This window comes from Methylobacterium mesophilicum (assembly GCF_036441335.1).
Lineage (GTDB): Bacteria > Pseudomonadota > Alphaproteobacteria > Rhizobiales > Beijerinckiaceae > Methylobacterium > Methylobacterium mesophilicum_B.
The window spans coordinates 183,528-204,063 of record NZ_MLBW01000001.1; the positions used below are offsets into that span (position 1 = coordinate 183,528).

Below are 20,536 nucleotides of genomic sequence, written 5' to 3' on the forward strand. Positions count from 1 at the left end.
CCGGCTGGGCCAGCGGCTGCGCGCGGGGCGCGGCCGCCGGTGGCATTGGCGCGGTCGTCAGACGGTCCAGGTGTCGATGATCACCGCGTTGTCGCGCTTGTGCAGGAGGATGCAGTCGAGCACGTCGAGGGGGTTGATCATGCGAATACCCTCGATGAAGGCCGCCTCGCCGTGCCCGTACAGGGCCTGTGTCGAGAAGCGGCAGGCGTAAACCTTGCCGCCCTCGGCCATGAACTTCTCGAGCTGGTTGTTGAAGTTGAGATGGCCCGGGAAGGCCTCGTCGCCGAGCCGGGGGAAGCCGCGCTGGACCCCGAGGGTGATGCCCGGGCCGTAGAGCAGGATCGAGGTCTCGAAGCCCTTGCGCTGCAGGCGCGTGGCCTGGAGCAGGTTGACGAGGCCGATCGAGCCCTCGAACGCGACGGTGTGGAAGGTGACGAGCGCCTTCTGGCCCGGTTCGGCCTTCACGTCCTCGAAGACCTTCTCCTCGTAGTCGACCAGGACGTCGCCCTTCTTGTGCGGCTCGCGGTTCACGGCAGGCATTGCTCACGCTCCTCGATGGTCTGAACCGCGGCAGGGGTGCTGCGCACGTTCAGCCAGTCGAATGGCAAGCGGTGTGCCAGATCGACACTGACATGAATGCATTCAATACGACGCTCTACGATGCATACAATCATGCGATCAATGTGCAGCCGTCGATCCGCCAAACTTTACTATCTGCCGCTCAATTCATCATCAGGGCCTGCGCAGATCGTCGCCAAGTGGCGCATAGCTCAGCGCCGAATATTGTACGCATTGCATGTAACATCGACGGCGTGATAGGCGCGTCGCGCGCCCGGTACGGCGCTTGCAAGCCATACAATCGATCGTTGATCGCTTTTCGGGTCGTGGGTGCTGGGCGGATGAAGGCTGGCGGGCGGGGAGGACGGTCGGTCGACCGGAACGACGCGGCCGATATCTGGACGCCGGAGCTCAGGCGCTGGGGCAAGCCCCACTACCTGGCCATCGCGGACGCGCTGGCGGACGACATCCGGACCGGTCACCTGCGTCCGGGCACGCGACTGCCGACCCAGCGCGCGCTCGCCGCCGCGCTCGATCTCAACTTCACGACCGTGTCCCGCGGCTATGTCGAGGCCCACAGGCGCGGCCTGATCGAGGGGCGCGTCGGCCGAGGCACGTTCGTGATCGACCCGGCGGACGCGCCCCTCCCCGCCGAGGCCCCGCGCCCCCGGCGGCCGGGCCCGGTCGACTTCACCATGAACCTGCCCCCGGAACCCGACCTGCCGTCTCTGCAGGCCCGCATGCGGTCGTCCTTCGCGGAGTTGTCCGGCAATCTCGCCGACCTCCTGCGCTACCAGGGCTTCGGCGGGACGGAGGCCGACAAGGAGGCCGCGCTGCGCTGGCTCGCGGGGCGCGGGATCGTGGCGGCGCGCGAGCGCCTGTTGATCTGCCCGGGCGCGCACAGCGCCCTCTCCAGCATTCTGGGACAGGTCGCGCAGGCCGGCGACACGATCTGCGCCGAGCGTATCACCTATCCGGGCATCCGGACCCTGGCGGCGCACCGGGGCCTGCGCCTCGTCGGCCTGCCGATGGACCGCCACGGGCTCGACCCCGACGCCTTCGCGGCCGCCTGCACGCGGGGGGCGCCGAAAGCCCTCTACCTCAATCCCCTGCTGCAGAACCCGACCACCGCGACGCTGTCCCGCGCGCGGCGCGAAGCCGTCATCGCGACGGCCCGCCGCTACGCGGTCGCCATCATCGAGGACGACGCCTACGCGCGGATCTGCCCGGCACCGCCGCCGAGCTTCGCCGAACTGGCGCCCGAGATCACATACTACGTCGCGGGCGTCGCGAAGTGTCTGGGTGCCGGGCTGCGCCTGGCCTTCCTGGTCGCCCCGAACGCGCGGGCCGCCCTACCCCTCGGCGACGCCCTGCGCGCCGCGACCGTGATGGCCTCGCCGATCTCGACCGCGCTGACGACGCGCTGGATCACGGACGGCACGGCGGACGCCATCGTTGACTTCGTCCGTGCCGAGTCGGCCGCGCGCCAGAGCCTGGCGGCCGCGCTGCTGCCGGCAGAGACCTACGTCGCGGACCCGCACGCCTTCCACGTCTGGATCAACCTGCCGGCGGGATGGACGCGCTCGGCCTTCGCGAGCCAGGGCCGCTCGGCAGGTCTCGGCGTGGTCGGCAGCGACCCGTTCTGCGTCGCTGGAGCGCCGCCAGAAGCCGTCCGGCTCTGCCTCGGAGGTCCCTCGACCCGGCAGCAGATCGGCCACGGCCTGGAGAGGCTGGCCCACGCGCTGGAGGGCTCGCCGGCTCTGGCCTCGACCTATATCTGAGGTGGCTCGAACCGGCTCGGGAGGACGAGTTCCGAACTCCAGTCATGTCGGAAACGTATCTGCAACCTGAACGCGCGGAATCGGCCGATTTTGGCGCTTATATTCATACTCCCGGTTGAAAACGCGGCAGTATACAGCTTCGAAAATCGCGCACTTCTCCGCTCGTCCTGTCGCAGCATACTGCGGTGTGGGTGATGGAAACTGTCAAATCGGGCAGTTGAGATTTAATTCATCGTTCACGATTGTGCGCAATCGTTATCGCAGGTGCTCCGGCACGACAATGAGTCGGCGACCGATCCCGAGAACGACCGCGTCAGCGCGCCGGGGATCATCGCGGACGACAGCGAGGGATGGGATCATGTTCGGCGCCCTGCGCGGTCGCGAAGATCTGGCAGCGAGATTCGACGCCCTCGACCGGTCTCAGGCCGTGATCGAGTTCGAGCCGGACGGGACCATCATCGCGGCCAACGCCAATTTCCTCACGATGATGGGCTACGACCTGCCGGACATCCGCGGCCAGCGCCACGGGATATTCGTAGAGGCGGCGGACCGGGACAGCCAAGCCTACCGCGACTTCTGGGACGCCCTGCGGCAGGGCACCCATCAGGTCGCCGAGTTCAGGCGGATCGCCCGGGGCGGCCGCTGCGTCTGGGTCCAGGCGAGCTACACTCCGGTGCTCGACCGCGCCGGCCGCGTCGTGAAGGTGGTCAAAGTCGCGTCCGACGTCACGGAGCAGAAGCGGCAGATGCTCGACTACGGAGGCCAGATCGAGGCCCTGCACCGCTCGCAGGCCGTAATCGCCTTCGATCCGACCGGCGTGATCCTGGAGGCCAACGCCAACTTCCTCGACGCTATGGGGTATCGCCTGGAGGAGATCCGCGGCCAGCATCACGGCCTCTTCGTGGACCCGGACGAGCGGGCAACGGCCGGCTACCGCGCGTTCTGGGATCGCCTCGGCCGGGGCGAGTTCGCGGGGGGCGAGTTCCGCCGCGTCGCCAAGGGCGGCCGCGACGTCTGGATCCAGGCGACCTACAACCCGATCCTCGATGCCGACGGTTGCGTCCTTAAGGTTGTGAAGTTCGCCGCCGACATCACCGCGCAGGTCCGGGAGCGCCACCGGCGCAGCGCGGCGCAGCGGGCGATCGGCGCCGACCTCGACGCGATCGGCACCGCCGTCGACGGCGCCAGCCGCCGGACCGCGGAGGCCGTCGAGCTCGCCGGGCGGGTTTCCGGCGACATCCAGAGCGTGGCCTCGGGCGCCGAGGAGCTGTCGGCGTCGGTGGGGGAGATCAGCCAGCAGGTCAGCCACGCCGCGCGGATGGCCGGCGAGGCCGTCGAGCAGGCCCGGCACACCGGGTCGATCGTGGAGGGCCTGAGCGGCCAGGCCGCGCAGATCGGAGACGTCGTGACCATGATCCAGGGGATCGCGGCGCAGACCAACCTGCTGGCCCTCAACGCCACGATCGAGGCGGCCCGGGCGGGTCTGGCCGGCAAGGGCTTCGCGGTCGTGGCCTCGGAGGTGAAGGCGCTGGCCGAGCAGACCGCCAAGGCCACGGATCAGATCCGCGACCAGATCACCACCACGCAGGCGACCACGCGCGAGGCGGTGTCGGCGATCGGCTCGATCCAGGGCACGATCCGGGCGCTCGACGAGATCTCGGCGGCGATCGCGGCCGCCGTGGAGGAGCAGTCGGCGGTGACCCAGGAGATCTCCGGCAGCATGCACGCGGCGGCCCGCGGCGTCGGGACCATCGCGGGCGGCATGGCGGCGATCGCGCGGGCCAACGAGCAGGTCGACGCGGCGACCCGGCAGGTCCGGGAAGCCTCGCGCGCCGTCGGCTGACGTCGCGCCCCCTTCCCATCGCGCGGGACGGATCCGCGCGTCGGCCGCTTTGGCCCGGGCGTGAAGCCCGTGATAGCGAGGGCGCGGCTCCGAGGCCGGCGCGGGTCGGCGGCGCGACGCGCGGGAAACGACCTTGGCGACGATTTGGCTGACGGCCCTGATCCGGGCGCTGACCTCCGGGACGGTGGTGGTGCTCGCCTCCGTCCTGGCCGAATGGCTGGGGCCGGTCTGGGGCGCGCTCGTCGTCAGCCTGCCGGTCTCCGCCGGACCGGCCTACGTGTTCATGGCGATGGAGCACGACGCCGCGTTCGTCGCCGGGGCCGCCCTGAACGGCTTCGCGGCGAACGCCGCGACCGGCCTGTTCCTGATCGTGTACGCCCACCGCGCGGCAGGTCGGGACATGACCGCGACCCTCGGGCCGGCGATCCTCGCGTGGCTCGCGGCGGCCCTGCCGGTCTCGGCGCTCGCGTGGACGCCGCTGACGGCGTTCCTGCTCAACGCCCTCGTCTACGGGGCCGGCGCCCTCTCGACCCGGCACGTGGTGCGCGCCACTCTCGTGCGGAGCGCCGTCGTCGCGCGGCCGCGCCCGCTCGATCTCCTCGTCCGCGCCAGCGCCGTCGCCCTGTTCGTCGCGGCTCTCCTGGCGCTGAGCACCGCCCTCGGTCCCGCCCGGACCGGGGTGATCGCCGCGTTCCCGGTCACGATGACGAGCGCCTTCGTCATCCTCCATCGTCGCATCGGCGGCGCCGCGATGGCGCGCTTGGCGAGCGTCGCGATCCGCGGGGTGTTCGGCTTCGGCCTGACCCTGCTGACGCTCCACCTGATGATCCAGCCGTTCGGGGCCGCGCTCGCGCTGACGGTCGCGCTCCTCGTTTCGCTGATCTACTCGGCCGGCCTCCTCATGGTGCAGCCCCGGCCCGGCCGTCGGGAGCCGAGCATCGCCACGCGCTGACGCGACCCGTTTGACGGTGACGGGAGCGTTCAAGGGCGCGGCTTCCGGAGCCTAAGCGGGTTGCCGCTGGCCCAGATTCTCGGCGAGGCGGACCAGGTAACCGTCGGGATCCTGCACGAGAAACTCCCGCTGACCACCCTCGACCGGACCCGTCCGGTACCAAGCCTCCCGCGGCTCCTCGAACAGCGGCCATCCCGCGGCCGCGAGCGCCGCCAGGATCGGGTCCAGCCGATCGACCATGATCTGGAAGTTGACCCCTCGGCCGCAGGGCGGATCCAGCGGGCCCGTGCTCCAGCGCCCGTTGTGCTGACACAGCATGATCTGCGCGCCGCCCCGCGCGAGGTAAGCGAAGCGCGCCGCAGGTCGATCGTAAGCGACCGTGAAGCCGAGCAGATCGCACCAGAAGCGCAGGCTGGCGTCGAGGTCCCGGACGCTGAGTTCCGGCGTGAGGGCCGCGAAGCCGCCACCCGGGGGATGCCCCGTACCGGGGGAGCGCGCACGCGCGATCGGATCGGCCAGCGGTTCCATCGCGGGATCAGGCCATGTCCGGCAGACGACGGTCAAGGTACGTGCGGGTGCGGTCGCGCCGGGCTTGCGGGGCTCGGTCCCGAGGCGGTCTTGGAAACCGCCGGGACGGGGCGCGGAGCGATCCGCGAGACCGGGATCGGTCCCGATCCCTTCGGACCCATGGCGGATGGCGGAGGTGGCCGCGGGAACGGCCGTCGCCCTGCGCCGGGACCATCGCCGGGGCCGCCGGTGCGACTCAGGACCGATCGTCCTCCGGCTCCAGCGCCCGCTTGCGCCAAGCCGTGAGCAGGCTGGCGAGGGCGTCCGGATCCAATCCATAGCTGTCCGGCAGCCCCGCGTTGCGCCCGACCAGATGACGGTTCATCGCCCCGACGCGGGTCTCGCCGGCGCTCGCGTCCTCGAAGACGACCATGCGATGCCCCGAGCCGGCCACGGTCACCGACTCGAAGCCGGTGACAGCTTGCCAGCGCGCGCGCCGCGCGCGGCCCAGCTGCACGATGGTGAAGCCCGTCTCATCGAGATGCAGCGTCGAGCCGCGGAGCGCGGTGAGAATAAGGAAGGGGACACCGCCGAGGAACAGCACGACGCCCGGCCAGAGCAGGACTTGCACGGTCGTGGAGCGCGTCTCGTGAAGCATCCAGAGCATCACCCCGCCGAATCCGGCAGCCATCAGGGCGAGGAACAGAAGTCTCCGCACCGAGGCCCGCAGGATCACGGGACCGGGGAACTGCGCCGCCAGCGAACCCACCGTGCGGCTCTCCGATTCGAGGAGGTCCGGCCGCAGCTGCCAGACGGCGACGGCCGCGCACACGCCGAAGAACACCGTCGTCGAGAAGCCGCCTTCCGCGTCGGTGACGATCATCCCGATGCCGGCGGCGACGAAGAGGAGGCTGATGCCGAGCAGCACGACGTGGCGGCCGCGATCCCAACGCGCTTGTCTCGACACGGACGCGATATCCTCCCGCGGTGCGGACGGCCGGACGGGGCCGTCCGGCCTCGAGATGCGACCATATCGCGGAGGAGCCGGCAAATCCTGGCCTCCCGACAGGTCATCGCCCCGATACCCGCGCCCGGCGAATCCGGCCGGCCAGTGCGGTCAGCTGCGTGAACGCCCGCCTCGTCGCCGGCAGCGGCCTGCTGCCCTGGGCATCCGCCCGCGACGGCCGCCAAATCCGGGTGCGCCAGGCCGGTGAGTGCGTCGGGAACGACGGCCGGCTCGCGGCCGCCGCGATCAAGGCCGGGGCGGGCATGGCGGCATGCCGGAGGACGAGGCGGTCGACGATCTGGCCGCCAGCGTCTGGTCCAAGTGCTGGACGGTCGGTGTCCGCCGTTTCCCGGCCGTCGCCTGCACGACCCCGACCGGCAGGTCACGTCCGCGCTGCGGAGCCTGATCGACCCCCTACGGGACCCTGCCGCTCACGCGCCCCGCCAGTCGCGGGCGACCTCGGCCGCGAAGGCGCGGTAGCTGCGCGGCCTGCGGCCGAGCAGCCCGGCGAAGCGCTCCAGTTCGGCCTCCGTCGCGACGGCGCCGTCCTCCTGGTAGCGGCGCATCATCACCCGCAGGTCGTATGCGAGCCAGGCGGGTGCGAAGGCGCGGAGTCGCTGCTCCAGGCCGTCGAGATCGTCGCCGCCGTAGCGCACCGCGCGTCCGAGCGCCTCGGCCCAGATCTCCGCCAGGGCGTCGCCCGTCAGGGCGTCCGGCCCGACGACGTCGTAGGTCTCGGCCGGCAGCCTCTCCGGCGCGCGCTCGCGGCGCAGCAGCGCGATCGCCGCCGCCTCGGCGATGTCGCGGGTATCGACCATCGAGACGCCGGCCTGCCCGAGGGGCACGCCGAAGATCCCGGCCCCGAGGAGCGGCTCCTTCTGGGCGAGGTCGTTCTGCATGAAGTAGGCGGGCCGCAGTACCGTCGCGGGCAGGTCGAGGGCCGCGATCATCCGCTCGACGGCGTGCTTGCCGGTGAAGTGCGGGGCATCGACGTAGGCCTCGCTCTTGAAGACCGAGAGGTAGACGATGCCGCGCACGCCCGCGTCCCGGGCGAGGCTGAGCGCCGTGATCGCCTGGGTCAGCTCGTCCGGCACGTTGGCGACGAGGAGGAACAGCGTATCGACCCCCGCCAGCGCCGCGCGCATCGCGTCGATGTCGGCGGGATCGCCGCGGACGGCCTCGACACCGGACGGGAAGCGCGCCGTCTCGGGGGCGCGGGTCAGGGCGCGCACGGCGGCGCCTTCCGCGACGAGGTGATCGACGACGGCGGAGCCGATGCGGCCCGTGGCACCGGTGACGAGGATGGTCATGGAGGATCTCCTGGATGCGGGGCGGCCCGGGGCGGGCCGCCGATGCCCCGAAGATGCGCCGTTCCTTTTCTGAGCCATAGACGGCAAGATCGGGACTGGGTGTCCCGGATTTGGAACAGCATATGGACCTCGCGGCGCTCGCCGACTTCAACCTCGTCGCTGGCCACGGCGGCTTCGGTCGCGCCGCCCGGGCGAGCGGGCGGCCGAAGGCGACGCTGTCGCGCCGCGTCGCCGAGCTCGAGGCGAGCCTCGGGACGCGGCTGATCTCTTCCGTCGTCTTGGCAGTCTGGTCGGCGAGCGCTTTTACCTCAGTCGCCACCACCGCGAAGCCCCGCCCTGCGGCGCCAGCGCGCGCGGCCTCGATCGTGGCGTTCAAGGCCAGCAGGTTGGTCTGGGCGGCGATGCCCGAGATCATCCCGACCATGTCGCCGATCCGCGCCGCGTTCTGGCTGAGCGCCTGGACGAGGTGGGCGGTCTGGTCGGCCTCGCCGACCGCGGCCTGAGCGAGCCCAAGCCGTTCGAGGGCCCCAACGCCACCGTCTTTGCGAGCGCTGCGAAGCAATCCAGGGCGCAGGGCCGCGTTCTCCTCGCGCAGCCGGGCGATCTCCGCGGACGCCTCGGCGAGCGCCGCGCGCGGATCCGCGCCGCTCCGGGCCGGATTGCCGGCCGGAAGCCGGGTCGCCGCCGCCCAGCCCAGACCGCGCTCGATCACATGGTCACTGACGATCGACTGGAACCGGCTCTCCCGGGCCAGCCGGTCCGCGAGCTGCGCATCGTCCAGGGCGAATCCGAGCCTCGGCAGCAGGGCGCGCAGGGCGTCCAGCAGGGTCAGGCCGGCCGCTCCGCCGGGCCGCCAGTCCGGCGCGTCGGTCAGCGCGTTGACGAGGCCGCGCACGGCGAGATGACCCGCGTCCAGAGGGACGCCGAGGTCCCATTCCAGGTCTATGAACGTGCCCGCCGGGCCGGAGACGAGGTTCTTCGGGATGGCGTCGAGCGCCCGTGCCGGGAGGATCGTGTCCGGTCCCAGCGGCGCGCCGTCCGCGAAGCAGCGTGAGACGGCCGCCAGCCACGTCCCGGCCCAGGCTGAGACCGCGTCCAGGCACCAGCCCTCCCGCGCCAGACGGGCCTCGAGATCCGACGCCCAGAGGGGGCCCGGCACGTAGGTCTCCGACGGCAACAGGTTCGTCACCCCCGCGACCGCGGCGGGAAGACCGGGGTTCGCGCGCGCGCGGCGCACCGCGATCCGCGATCCGGCCTCCGAGAAGGTGACAAAGCGCTCGAATTCCGGGCGGCGGCGCAGTCCGACGTGGATCGCCAGCCGGTCATCCGGCGGCAGCGGCGCTGCCGACGCCGCGACCGCGAAGGCCGGCGCCAGATCGCCGGTGAGCCCCAGATCCGCCACCTGCGCCCAGGCGCGCCGCGGCGAGAACAGCGCGCCCGCACAGGCTGCGGGATCCGGGCCGGCCGCGCCGATGGCGAGCATCCCGGGGTCGAACCCCCCCGGGCGCTCCAATCCTCGCTCGGCGATGAGGCTCAGGGGCCGCCCCTGATCCGGGAACGGGAACCACCAATCCTGATGGACCAGGCCGCGGGCCCGCAGGGACCGCTTCAAGCCTGCCCGCGTCGGCAGCCGGGCGCCGTCGGATCGGGGACGCCCTTCGAGGCTCGGGAAGCCGCGCTCCCCCGCCGTCTCGGACCCCGAGGCGAGGCCGGGGAGCGACAGGGCGTTGTCGATGACGAGGATCAGCCGCCCGCCGGGCCGCAGCCGCTCCTGGGCCCAGGCGATCGTCGCGTCGAGGACGCACCCGCGCCCGTCGTCGCGACCGGGCAGAAGACCCAGCAGGACGACGGCATCGAAGCGCGTCGCGGCCGGCAGGTCGGCGCCATCCGCCGTTGTGACCACCTCGGCGGCGGGAGCCCAGCGCGCCCTGCCCCCCGCGTCGGGCCTCGGCCCCAACAGCAGGAGGCGGCCGGTCAACCACGGCAGGAAGGGGTGCAGCACCTCCGCGCACGGCTCTCCCGGTGGGGTCGGCGCGCCTATTGCCAGTTTATCCCGTTCCATACTTCCTGATTGCCAACAGTAGAGTGTCCGGTTTTTCCCGCGCGACAGGAGGTTGGGGGAAATTAATGTCCGAAATGGACACGCGACAGTTGCGTGTCTACTTACGATTGGCGTTAACCTGCAAACAAAACTGGCCTGTTTCGCCGAGGTCAAGAGGGATGAATTTCGTCAGCGCGATTTCGTTGGCCGGGCCGCACGTGCTGGTCACGAGCACCTTCCCCGATGCGCTCAACAGAAATCCCGGGATCCGGAGCGATCTCGCCGAGGGTTTCGGCGAACTTCTCGGCGCCGAGCGGGTCATGCAGGCGCCTCTGGAACTCGCGGTCGCGGCAATCCGGGCGTCCCGCCCGGATGTCGTGGTCGCGGTCGGAAGCCTCGTGCCTGATCTGGCGGATCTGCGCGCGCTTCGCCGGGCGGTGGACGCCGTCGGCGGCGTGCTGATCTTCTGGCTGACCGATGACCCGTACGAGTTCGACTACGCCTTCAAGGCGGAACTCTACGCCGACATCGTCGTGAGCAACGATTCCTGGGCGGCGCAGCACTACCGTCACCCGGACGTCCATCACCTGCCGCTGGCGGCCGCGCCCAACCGGCACTTCCGGCCGATCCTCCCGGTCGCGGAGCGGGAGACCGTCCTGTTCTTCTGCGGCGTCGCCTACCCGAACCGCATCGCCCTGATGCGTCGGATCGACGATCTCCTGTGCCGCCACGTCGTGGAGATCCTGGGCGCCGGGTGGCCGGACACGCTCCGGTGCGCGGTGAACCGCCGCCTCACGCCGGCGCAGATGGCCGACTACGCCGCGGCGGCCCGGCTGACGCTCAATATCGGCCGCGACCTCGACGTGGCCAACCGCCGGCTGTCGCTCCCGCAGGCGACGCCGGGGCCCCGGACCTTCGAGGTCGCCCTGTCGGGCTCGGCGCAGGCCTTCTTCGTCACCGGCCTGGAAGTCTGCGCGCATTTCGAGCCGGATACGGAGATCCTGCTGGTGGACGGCGCGGCCGATATCGCGCGCGCCATCGAGCGGTCGCTCGACGAGCCCGCCGCCATCGAGGCGATCGCGCGCCGGGCGCAGGCGCGGGCGCTGCGCGAGCACACCTACCGGCATCGGGCGGCCCGCCTGCTCGACCTGAGCCGCCTGACGGTCGCGGCCTGATCACGTCGCCGCTGAGACAGACCCGACCGACCATGTCCGACCTGTCGATCCTGTTGCTGGACACCGAGCCGCAGACGCACAATCGCTACCTCGTGCTCGCCATCGCGGACGCGCTGCGGCGCCATCCTGTGGTCGGCCGGGTCCATGTCGGCGGGCATGGCGATGCCCTGGTCACCTTCGTCGAGCAGGGCCTCGACACGCTGATCGCTTTCGGCGGCGCCCGCGCGCACGCGCCGCTGGTCGGGCGGCTCGCGGGGCTCGCCCGCACCAGCGTGCTCTGGACCACGGAGGATCCGTACGAGCGCGAGGCGAACGTGCGCGGCTCGGCGGCCTTCGATCTGGTCTTCACGAACGACCGGGCCACGGTCCCGGCCTACGGGGGGCGGGCGCACCACCTCGCTCTCGGCGCCTCGTCGCACTTCCACGATCTGGCGGTGATCGAGGACGACGCGCGCTACCGCTACGATCTCCTCTTCATCGGAACGGCGTGGCCGAACCGGGTCGCGACCCTGAACGCGCTGTCGGCGAAGCTGCCGCGGGACGTGAAGTTCAAGCTGGCGCTGCCGTGGAACGAGCACATCGGCCCGCCCGAGCTCGAGGACGAGGCGCTCGTCACGGACTGGCGCTGCGGGAACCGCGACTTCGCTCTTCTGGCGAACCGCAGTCGCGTCGTGCTGACCCTGCCTCGGATCTTCTCGTCGGCGCGGGCCGATCAGGCGACCGGCTCGACGCCGCCGCCGCGGCTGTTTGAGACCGCGCTCGCCGGCGGCTACCAGGTCGTGGTCTCGCCCGAGCCGGAGACGGCCGCGTACTACGCGCCCGGCGCCGAGATCGCCCTCTGCGGCGACGAGGCCGGTGCGGTCGAGGCGATCCTCACGGCCCTGACCGAGCCGGAGGCCCGCATCGCCCGCGCCCGCGCCGCGCAGGCGCGGACGCGGGCCGAACACCTCTACGACCACCGCGTCGCGACCATCCTGGACGCGGTGAGCGACCACCGGCAGGCGCAGGCGCGTCGGCCGCACCGGGCGAAGACCGCGATCCGCACGGTCCTGATGCTCACGCACAACCGGATGGGGCATCGCCCCTTTGGCGGGGTCGAGGTCTATCAGGAACTGCTGACCGAACTCGGCGAGCCGTACCGGGTCCTGTTCCTGTTCCCCGTCTTCGGCGACGGGCGCTGGTCGCTGCGGCTCGAGGGGCCCGGGATCGCGGAGAGCTTCGCCTGCGGCGCCGTCACGCCGCCGCTCTCAACGGACCCGTTCGTGGAGGGACTCGTCCAGCGATTGCTGTTCGAGCATCAGGTCGACCTCGTCCACATCCATCATCTGATGCACGTCCCGCTGTCCCTGCCGCTCATCGCGCGGGCCTGCGGCATACCCACCGTCTATCACCTGCACGACCATTTCCTGATCTGCGAGCGCTGGCTGCTGCTCGATCACAACGGCCGGTTCTGCGACGTCGTCAATCGCGGCGCGGACCAGTGCGACGCCTGCCTGGTCTCGGGCAACAACTATCCGCCCGGCTCGAAGGCGCGCCGCGACGGCATGATGACCCTGGTGACCGACGCGATCGACGCGTTCGTCACGAGCACGCCGGAGACGGCGCGATACCTCAGGCGCTATTTCCCGGGCATTCCCGCCGAGCGGATCGTCGCGATCCCGATGGTGGCGCCGACCGCCGCACCCGCCGACGCGCGGTCGGTCGCCCGGCGCAAGCGCGACGCCGATCGGCTGACCGTCGCGATCCTCGGCAACCTCGCGGCCCACAAGGGTGGGCAGCAGGCGATCAACCTGATCCGCAGCTGCGAGGCCTATCCCATCCACTTCAAGGTGATCGGCCGGATCGACGACCCGTACCGCGACGCGGTCGCGGGCTTCGGATCGGATCAGGTCAGCGTCACCGGCGCCTACGAGCCGCACGCGATCGGCGGCCTGCTGGCCGGGTGCGATGTCTCGCTGCACCTCTCGACCTGGCCCGAGACGTTCGTGATCGCGCTGACCGAAGCGTGGCAGGCGGGCCTCGTCCCCATCGTCGCCGATATCGGCGCCCTCGCCGAGCGCGTCGAGGACGGGATCGACGGTTTCAAGGTGCCGCCTGACGACGCTGGCGCCGTCCGCACCCGTCTCATCGGCCTGCACTACGATCGCGCACGCCTGGGCCGGATGCAGGCCCTCATCGGCCGCAAATCCTTCCCCGACGTCGACAGCCACCTCGCGTCGGTGCGCGCTCTCTACGAGCGCCTGATCGAGGCGCGGCCCCTCCGCCACGGACGGGTACCCAGCCACCTGCGACACGGGTTCGACCTCCGGCTCGAGACTCTGGGGCTGCGGACGAATGCAGCCTCGTGGACCAGCACCGCGATCCAGTGGGACGAGGCCGCCCACGCTCCGGCCGCGCCGTCCGCCGCGCCGTCCGCCGCGACGGCGGGCGCACGGGCGCGCCCGGTTCCGGAGCTGCCCGACGCCGTCCGGCGGCTGACATTGAGGCCGATCCGGCGCAGCGAGTGCGGCTGCCGCCTCGACGTGCTGCGCACGGACGAGCGCCTCAACCGAAGTCTGGATCTCACGTCGGTGGTCGCGCGGGCCTCCGTGTTCCTGCGCGGGTGGCTGCACGTCTCGGGACCGCCGCCGAAGGCGATCTACCTGCGGCTGACCGGCCGCAGCGGGACATCGTGGGTCGCCCTTCAGAGCGATCCGCGTCCGGACGTGGCCACGTGGTATGGAGAACCTGCCGCAGCGACGTCGGGCTACTGCGGCCATATCGACATTTCCGGACTTGAGTTCGGCCGCCATGCCCTCGCGATCGCACAGGTCGCCGGCGGTCAGCTGCGTGTCCTCGACGACATCGCATCCATCTTCATCGCGCCCGACACCGGAGATCCGGCGCGCTTCATTCCTGAGCCTCGCCGAGTCATCAACGGGCCGCCGCAGAGCGTCAGCCTGCGCCACAGCCTCTCGGAATGCGCGGATGCGATCACGGTAGTGTCGGGGCAGCTCTGGGCTGCGGAAGTCGAATTCTCGCCCGTGTCTCCAAGGCTTCCGAAGGAGATTTTCGCGGTCATTCGGACCGCGGACGGTCAGGCGTGGCGTGCTCCCGTCCTGAAAGTCGATGCGCGCACAGTGCGCATCACCGCTCCCTTTCCCGACGTCGATCCGAGCGTCTGCACCGTCTCGCTGGCTGAGCCGCACAGCAAGAGCTTGCGGACGCTGGCAACCTTGTTCCGAACGCACGTCACCGCCGCGTCATGACGCGGCCCGCCAGGAGCCAGGGCTCGTCGGAGGCCGACGGCATCTCGCCGGCGCCTCGTCCCCGGTACGCCGTCCTCGCCGCGTGCGCACGAGCGTCCGAAGTTTGATTGAACTTGGCAGGCACTCGCGTCTGTCGGCGCTTGTCGGCTCGGGCGGCGCTCGGTCGCACCATTCCCGCAGGAGCGGCGGATCATGCGTCCGCTTTCGAGATCCGCACGGCTGCGCGTGGAGCGGGCGCTCGCGGGCCGTGACCGCCATCCGTAGAAGCCGCTGCGTGAGACTCCGAGCACGCGGCACATGAGACGCACCGGCCAAGGCCGCGCATGCTGCTCGATGACGGCGAAGGTCACTCGGGCATCTCCGCGCAGATGCCGACGGCTCTTCTATCACGTCGCGCTCCGTGCGCGTGCGGTCGAGCTCCCGCCGCAGTCGGGCGATCTCGGCGGCCTGATCGGACGGGGACGCGACCGGGCTCGGCGGCGAGGCTCCCGTCGATCCGGCAGAGCGCGGCCGGGGCGCCGCCCCCTTCAGCGTGGCGCACCCTTGCCTCAGCATCGCAGGCTGGATCCCGAGCTCGGCCGCGACCCGCATCTGCGGCCGGCCGCCGCTCTCCGGCAGGGCGACCGCTTCGCGTTTGAACTCCGGCGTGAACTCTCGTTTTCGGTGTCGAGAGATCGGACGAGATGGGTCCGACCGATCGTGGCGACGAGGTGGGCCGGCACCCTGAGTCGCACGGACCAGCGCCCATAGCGGCATCGCAGATGGTCGACGCGCCGCACCGCGGGCCCCATCACCTCTCGGCTACGGTGACACCGTGCCACGAAAGCGGGTCGGGCGAAGCGAGAAAAACCCTTTTTCTACAATGTCTTAGGGCTTGATGGCGGAGACGGAGGGATTCGAACCCTCGATACCCATTTCTGGGTATGCTCATTTAGCAAACGAGTGCCTTCAGCCGCTCGGCCACGTCTCCGGCGCTCTGGCTCTAGAAGGTCGGATCCGGCGGGTCAACCCGATCGTGGCGGGCGGCGGCCACGCGGCGGCGCTCGACGTGCTTGGCGACGCGCAGATGCCGCGAGATCGCGTAGTTCATCGCCGTCAGGAAGCCGTAGGTGCCCCGCACGAAGTGGCGGCGGCCGAGATAGGCCTTCAGGAAATTGCCCGGCAGCTCGACGAACACCCGCCACGTCGGGATCACCACGCCTCGCGAGTCCAGGTCGTCCGCCTGCTGGTCGGAGTAGCGGTTCAGCTTGTCGAGCTGGTCGCCGAGCGAGCGCACCGAGAAATGGTGGATCACGCCCCGGAGCCGGCCCGGATTCACCCCCGGCTCCAGCGCCACCCGGTCGTGGACCGGCGAGGCGGCGTAGCGGCCGCGGTCCTTCCGATAGAGCCGGACCGGCGTCAGCGTGTAGGCGAGCGGGTGCGGCCGGCCCTCGCCGGGGAAGATCTCGGCGATGCAGATCCGCCACGCCGGCCGGCGCGGCTCGCCCGCGGCCCACAGGCCCCGGATTTCCCGGACCAGATCCGGCGGCACCACCTCGTCGGCGTCGACGTTCAGGAGCCAGACGTGCCGGCACTGCTCCTCGGCGAAGCGCTTCTGCGGGCCGTAGCCCGGCCAGGGATGGTGCAGCACCCGCGCCCCCAGCGACTCGGCCAGCGCCTGCGTCCCGTCCGTGGAACCCGAATCGACCACCACCAGATCGTCGGTCAGGTCGCGCACCGCCCGGATCGTCGCGCCGATCCGGTCCGCCTCGTTGTGGGCGATGATGAAGACCGACAGCGGCAGCGGCCCGTCGGGTCCCCGCATCGGGGCGGCGGCACCCGCCGCAGCGCGGCTCACGCGAGCCAGTCCGGCACCCGGTCGAGGGCGATCAGCGCGTCGACGTCGACGCGCGGGCGCACCACGGCCGCCCGGTCGCCCCGCACCAGAACCTCCGGTACCAGGGGCCGGGTGTTGTAGGTGCAGGACTGCACGGCCCCGTAGGCGCCGGCGCTCATCACGGCGATCAGGTCGCCGGGCTTCACCTCCGGCATCTCGCGGTTGAGGGCGAGATAGTCGCCGCTCTCGCAGACCGGGCCGACCACGTCGGCGACGCGGCGCGGGGTCTCGGACCCCGGCTCGATGACCGGCCGCAGGCCGTGATAGGCCTCGTACAGGGTCGGGCGGATCAGGTCGTTCATCGCCGCGTCGACGATCACGAAGGTCCGCCCCGCGCTGTGCTTCACGTAGAGCACCCGCGTCAGCAGGATCCCGGCATTGCCGACGATCATCCGGCCGATCTCGAAGACCGGGCGCAGGCCGAGGGGGGCGAAATGCGGCCGCAGGGTCGCGGCCAGCGCGGCGGGGTCCGGCGGCGGCGCGTTGTCGTCGCGGTAGGGAATCCCGAGGCCGCCGCCGAAGTCGATGTGGTGCAGGGGGTGCCCGGCCGCCAGAAGCTCCCGCGCGAGGCCGGCGAGCAGCCGGGCCGCGTCGGCGAAGGGCGCCAGATCGGTGATCTGGCTGCCGATATGCATGTCGACGCCGTGCACCGCGATGCCCGGCAGGGCGGAAGCGGCGGCGTAGACCGCCGGCGCCCGGGTGATCGGGATGCCGAACTTGTTCTCGTACTTGCCGGTCGAGATCTTGGCGTGCGTGCCGGCATCCACGTCGGGGTTCACCCGGACCGAGACCGGCGCCCGGAGGCCGAGACCCACGGCCACCTCGGACAGGACCGCGAGCTCCGGCTCGCTCTCGACGTTGAAGCAGAAGATGCCGGCTTCGAGCGCGGCCGCCATCTCGGCGCGGGTCTTGCCCACGCCCGAGAACACGATCTTGGCGGGATCCACGCCGGCGGCCAGCGCCCGCCGCAACTCGCCGCCCGAGACGATGTCCATCCCCGCGCCCCGGGCCGCGAGGGCCCGCAGGACGGCCTGGTTCGAGTTCGCCTTCATGGCGAAGCAGACCAGCGCGTCGTCGCCCGCGAACGCCTCCGCGAAGACGCGGTAGTGCCGCTCCAGCGTGGCGGTACTGTAGCAGTAGAACGGTGTGCCGACCTCCGCGGCGAGGCCGGTCAGGTCGACCTCCTCGGCGTGCAGGCGGCCGTCGCGATAGTGGAAATGGTGCATCTCGGCCGTGTCTCGTCGCCGCGTGTCGTCCGTGCCGGAACGCGGGCTGTTTCCCGTGAAACACCCCGCCGCGCGCCGCGGCGGGCGCGCGCCGATGACCGTTCCCGACCGGGGCACCGGGCGCGCGGCACCGCGACGGCGTGCCGGCCTCCGCCCTCTACAGCAGCGGGTCCAGAATGAAAGGCTCCTTCGGCACCCGGTAGCCGCGCCGCGCGCCGCGGCTGGTCTCCACCGGTNGTGGCGGGCGCCGGCGCGGCCCTGCTGCCGCGCTCGCTCGTCGGGGGCGACGTGGCCGCCGGGCGCCTGGCCTGCTGGGGCTGGCTGGAGGGGCCGCCGACGGAGCTCTGGGCGCTCCACACGTCCCGGCGCCTCGTCAGTCCCAAGGTGAACGCCTTCGTCGCTCACCTCGCCGCCGCGCTGTCGACGGGCCTGTCCGGCCGCCGATAGCCACCCGCCCGGGACGCGTCCCCCTCGGCAGTCCGGCGCCGCGTCCGGGCTTACCGGCTCGGGCCGGCCATGGTCCGGCCCAGCCAGTCCACGAACGCCGCCGCCGGACCCGCGGGCGGCAGGGCTCGCACCAGGACGAAATACCGGAGCCCGCTCATGACAGCCCCGCCGCAGGCGGGCACGAGGCGCCCGTCGGCGCGATAGGGCGCGACGATCAGCGACCGGCCCAGCGCGATGCCCGAGCCGCCGAGCGAAGCCCGCAGCGCCAGCTGCGCGAGGTTGAAGTAGAGGTTCTGGATCCGGCCGTCCCGGGGCGGGCCGTGGATGCGGATCCAGCGATCCCACTCCTCCGAGACGCTCGCGGCGGCCTCCCACGGCGTCGCGTCGTGGAGCAGGACGACGGCCCCGCCGGGCTCCGCCGCCGCGTCGCGGTAGGCCGGGGCGCAGACCGGGTAGACCGGTTCGGGATGGTCGAAGACGATCGTCGCGCCGGCGGGCGGGGCCGGGCCGTAGCGGATCGCCACGTCGACGCCGGCCCGCACCATGCGTCCCGGATCCAGGTCGTGGGTCTCCCCGAAGACGGCGACGTCGATGTCGGGATGCGTGTCGCTGAAGGCCCTCAGGCGGGGGGCGAGCCATTCCGAGGCCAGGGACGGGATGCAGCTGATCCGCAGCGTCTCCCGGCCCTCGCGCCGTTCCGCCCGGAGCAGGGCCTCGCCCATGCCGTCGAATCCGCTCCGCGCCGCGGCGTACAGGTCGTGGCCCTCGGCGGTCAGGCGGATCTCCCGGGCACCCCGCTCCAGCAGGGCGTATCCCAGGCGCTGCTCCAGCCGCTGGATCCGCTGCGTGACCGCGCTCTGCGTGACCGCCAGGCGATCGCCGGCCTTGGCGAAGCCGCCCGCCTCGACCAGGGCGCGGAAGAAGAACAGGTCGCCGGCGAGGCGCGCGTCGAGCCTTACGGGCATACCCGACCATAAGCTGGCCTAATAGTCCGCGCCAGAGAATATAATTGGCCGCCTCCCCGACTTTCGCGCAGGTTCGGCGCGCACGGACCGAGCAGGATCGGAAGCGCCATGGCAGCGGCCAGCGAGATGCAGAACCGAGCGTGGGTCGACCGGATCCCGGAGGCGGTGAGGTGCGCCGGCCCGACGATCTGGACCAACCCGGCGCTGGACGCCACGGCGTCGGTCCTGCCCGGGCTCGCGATCGGCCGCGCCGACGTGGACGGGGCCGCGGCGCGCTGGCAGCGCTTCGCACCGCTCCTGGCACGCCTCTTCCCCGAAGAGGGCGCCGGCCGGATCGATTCGCCGCTCGGCCGGCTCGAAGGACGCCTGTCGCGGGAGATCCTGGACGGCGCCGACGGGCGCGTGCTCGTGAAGGCCGACCACGCGCTGCCGGTCACCGGCTGCATCAAGGCGCGCGGCGGCGTCTACGAGGTCCTGGCCTACGCCGAGGCGCTGGCCGATCGGGCCGGGCTCATCGCCGAGGGGCGATCCTACGCGGCCTTCGCCGACCCGGAGTTCCGCGCCCTGTTCGCCCGCCACGTCATCGCGGTCGGCAGCACCGGCAACCTCGGCTTCAGCGTCGGGCTGATGGGCCGGGCGCTCGGCTTCGCGGTCGAGGTCCACATGTCCCACGACGCCAAGGCGTGGAAGAAGCAGCGCCTGCGCGAACTCGGAGCCCGCGTCGTCGAGCATCGCGGCGATTACGGCGCCGCGGTCGCGGCGGCGCGCGGCGCCTTCGCCGGCCGGGCAGACGCCCACTTCGTCGACGACGAGGATTCCGTCGATCTGTTCCTCGGCTACGCGGCCGCGGCCCTCGACCTGCAGCGCCAGCTCGCGGAGGCCGGAATCGCGGTCGGGCCGGCGCGTCCCCTGTTCGTCTACCTGCCCTGCGGCGTCGGCGGGGCGCCGGGCGGCGTCGCCTTCGGCCTGAAGCTGCTGTTCGGTGACGCCGTGCGCCCGGTCTTCGTCGAGCCCGTCGCGTCCCCGTGCATGCTGGTCCAGCTCGCGGCCGGTCTCGACCGCTCGGTGAGCGTCTACGAGGTCGGCCTCGACAATCGCACGGCGGCGGACGGGCTGGCCTGCGCCTCCGCGTCGATGCTGGTCGCCCGGACGCTCGAGAAGCTCGTCGCGGCCGTGGTCACGGTGCCCGACGACGCGCTCTACCGCTGGCTCAAGGTGATGTGGACCGAGGCGGGCCTCCGCCTGGAGCCCTCGGCGGCGGCCGGGTTCGCGGCGGCCGGGCGCTACGCCGCGACGCTGCCCGCTGCTGCGCGCGCCGACCTCGCCCTGCGGGGGGCGGCGTCGAGGATATCGCGGACGTAGTCGAGGAACGGGCCGCGGATGTGCTTCAGCGCCGGAACCGGGAAGTACCCCTTCTTGCGGTCGATCACCTCGGCCGGGACGACCGCCCGCGCGGCCTCCTTCAGGATGTACTTGCCGCCGTCCCGGACCTTGAGCTCCGCCGGGATGCGGGCCGCCAGCTCGACGAGTTCGTGGTCGAGGAACGGCACCCGCGCCTCGGCCGGGCCCGACTTGGCAGACCCGCGCGGGGTCTCGGCTCC

Annotated in this window: 15 protein-coding genes, 1 tRNA gene and 4 pseudogenes; 8 read left to right on the forward strand and 12 right to left on the reverse strand. The window is 71.7% G+C overall.

What is annotated here, in order from left to right; genetic code table 11:
* Positions 1-57: 57 nt before the first annotated feature.
* On the reverse strand, positions 58-540 hold the full coding sequence (locus MMR14E_RS00905; RefSeq protein ID WP_012317268.1) for an MSMEG_0572/Sll0783 family nitrogen starvation response protein: 483 nt from the start codon (positions 538-540) through the stop codon (positions 58-60).
* Between the two features lie 359 nt (positions 541-899).
* Here MMR14E_RS00905 and MMR14E_RS00910 point away from each other — a divergent pair, with 359 nt between their 5' ends.
* From MMR14E_RS00910 to MMR14E_RS00920, 3 genes are all read left to right on the forward strand, one after another.
* A complete protein-coding gene (locus MMR14E_RS00910) occupies positions 900-2,339 on the forward strand; it encodes a PLP-dependent aminotransferase family protein (RefSeq protein WP_331312384.1) in 1,440 nt (479 codons plus the stop codon).
* A gap of 358 nt (positions 2,340-2,697) precedes the next feature.
* Positions 2,698-4,182, forward strand: a complete 1,485-nt coding sequence (locus MMR14E_RS00915) for a PAS domain-containing methyl-accepting chemotaxis protein (protein WP_331312385.1) — start codon at positions 2,698-2,700, stop codon at positions 4,180-4,182.
* Between the two features lie 133 nt (positions 4,183-4,315).
* Entirely contained in the window at positions 4,316-5,134 is an 819-nt protein-coding gene (locus MMR14E_RS00920; protein ID WP_331312386.1) for a hypothetical protein, read from the forward strand.
* Between the two features lie 51 nt (positions 5,135-5,185).
* Here the strand turns inward: MMR14E_RS00920 and MMR14E_RS00925 are convergent, their stop codons facing one another.
* The 3 genes from MMR14E_RS00925 to MMR14E_RS00935 all read right to left on the reverse strand — a co-directional run bounded on the left by MMR14E_RS00925 (position 5,186) and on the right by MMR14E_RS00935 (position 7,957).
* On the reverse strand, positions 5,186-5,662 hold the full coding sequence (locus MMR14E_RS00925) for a VOC family protein (RefSeq protein ID WP_331312387.1): 477 nt from the start codon (positions 5,660-5,662) through the stop codon (positions 5,186-5,188).
* A 235-nt stretch (positions 5,663-5,897) separates the two neighbouring features.
* Positions 5,898-6,608, reverse strand: a complete 711-nt coding sequence (locus MMR14E_RS00930; protein ID WP_331312388.1) for a hypothetical protein — start codon at positions 6,606-6,608, stop codon at positions 5,898-5,900.
* Between the two features lie 470 nt (positions 6,609-7,078).
* On the reverse strand, positions 7,079-7,957 hold the full coding sequence (locus MMR14E_RS00935; protein WP_331312389.1) for an NmrA family NAD(P)-binding protein: 879 nt from the start codon (positions 7,955-7,957) through the stop codon (positions 7,079-7,081).
* Between the two features lie 122 nt (positions 7,958-8,079).
* Between MMR14E_RS00935 and MMR14E_RS00940 the strand changes: the two are divergent.
* Positions 8,080-8,220 (forward strand): annotated as a pseudogene (locus MMR14E_RS00940) (LysR family transcriptional regulator); the annotation flags it as partial.
* On the opposite strand, the pseudogene MMR14E_RS00945 reads toward MMR14E_RS00940, so the two are convergent.
* Positions 8,214-8,468 (reverse strand): annotated as a pseudogene (locus MMR14E_RS00945) (methyl-accepting chemotaxis protein); the annotation flags it as partial. The pseudogenes MMR14E_RS00940 and MMR14E_RS00945 overlap by 7 nt on opposite strands.
* 1,709 nt (positions 8,469-10,177) lie before the next feature.
* On the opposite strand from MMR14E_RS00945, the gene MMR14E_RS00950 reads away from it, so the two are divergent.
* On the forward strand, positions 10,178-11,173 hold the full coding sequence (locus MMR14E_RS00950; protein WP_331312390.1) for a glycosyltransferase family protein: 996 nt from the start codon (positions 10,178-10,180) through the stop codon (positions 11,171-11,173).
* A gap of 32 nt (positions 11,174-11,205) precedes the next feature.
* On the forward strand, positions 11,206-14,421 hold the full coding sequence (locus MMR14E_RS00955; RefSeq protein WP_331312391.1) for a glycosyltransferase family protein: 3,216 nt from the start codon (positions 11,206-11,208) through the stop codon (positions 14,419-14,421).
* Here the strand turns inward: MMR14E_RS00955 and MMR14E_RS29120 are convergent.
* The 5 genes and pseudogenes from MMR14E_RS29120 to lysA all read right to left on the reverse strand — a co-directional run.
* Positions 14,406-15,039, reverse strand: a pseudogene (locus MMR14E_RS29120) (IS3 family transposase); the annotation flags it as partial. The gene MMR14E_RS00955 and the pseudogene MMR14E_RS29120 sit on opposite strands and share 16 nt — an antisense overlap.
* Positions 14,970-15,212: a DUF6538 domain-containing protein gene (locus MMR14E_RS29125; protein WP_419539272.1), complete on the reverse strand. Its 243-nt coding sequence runs from the start codon at positions 15,210-15,212 to the stop codon at positions 14,970-14,972. The pseudogene MMR14E_RS29120 and the gene MMR14E_RS29125, both read right to left, overlap by 70 nt.
* 87 nt (positions 15,213-15,299) lie before the next feature.
* Positions 15,300-15,391 (reverse strand) — tRNA-Ser (locus MMR14E_RS00965).
* Between the two features lie 12 nt (positions 15,392-15,403).
* A complete protein-coding gene (locus MMR14E_RS00970) occupies positions 15,404-16,225 on the reverse strand; it encodes a glycosyltransferase family 2 protein (RefSeq protein WP_331312488.1) in 822 nt (273 codons plus the stop codon).
* A gap of 29 nt (positions 16,226-16,254) precedes the next feature.
* The gene (gene lysA / locus MMR14E_RS00975) at positions 16,255-17,523 is read right to left on the reverse strand and encodes a diaminopimelate decarboxylase (protein ID WP_331312392.1); all 1,269 of its coding nucleotides are present in this window, start codon (positions 17,521-17,523) and stop codon (positions 16,255-16,257) included.
* A gap of 237 nt (positions 17,524-17,760) precedes the next feature.
* On the opposite strand from lysA, the gene MMR14E_RS00980 reads away from it, so the two are divergent.
* On the forward strand, positions 17,761-17,970 hold the full coding sequence (locus MMR14E_RS00980) for a LysR substrate-binding domain-containing protein (protein WP_419539273.1): 210 nt from the start codon (positions 17,761-17,763) through the stop codon (positions 17,968-17,970).
* Positions 17,971-18,020: 50 nt separating this feature from the next.
* Here the strand turns inward: MMR14E_RS00980 and MMR14E_RS00985 are convergent, their stop codons facing one another.
* Complete coding sequence (locus MMR14E_RS00985) at positions 18,021-18,935, reverse strand: LysR substrate-binding domain-containing protein (protein WP_331312393.1); 915 nt, start codon at positions 18,933-18,935, stop codon at positions 18,021-18,023.
* A 108-nt stretch (positions 18,936-19,043) separates the two neighbouring features.
* Here MMR14E_RS00985 and MMR14E_RS00990 point away from each other — a divergent pair, with 108 nt between their 5' ends.
* The gene (locus MMR14E_RS00990) at positions 19,044-20,297 is read left to right on the forward strand and encodes a D-serine ammonia-lyase (protein WP_331312394.1); all 1,254 of its coding nucleotides are present in this window, start codon (positions 19,044-19,046) and stop codon (positions 20,295-20,297) included.
* Here MMR14E_RS00990 and MMR14E_RS00995 read toward each other — a convergent pair.
* Positions 20,255-20,494 (reverse strand): annotated as a pseudogene (locus MMR14E_RS00995) (asparagine synthase-related protein); the annotation flags it as partial. The gene MMR14E_RS00990 and the pseudogene MMR14E_RS00995 overlap by 43 nt on opposite strands.
* Positions 20,495-20,536 lie beyond the last annotated feature (42 nt).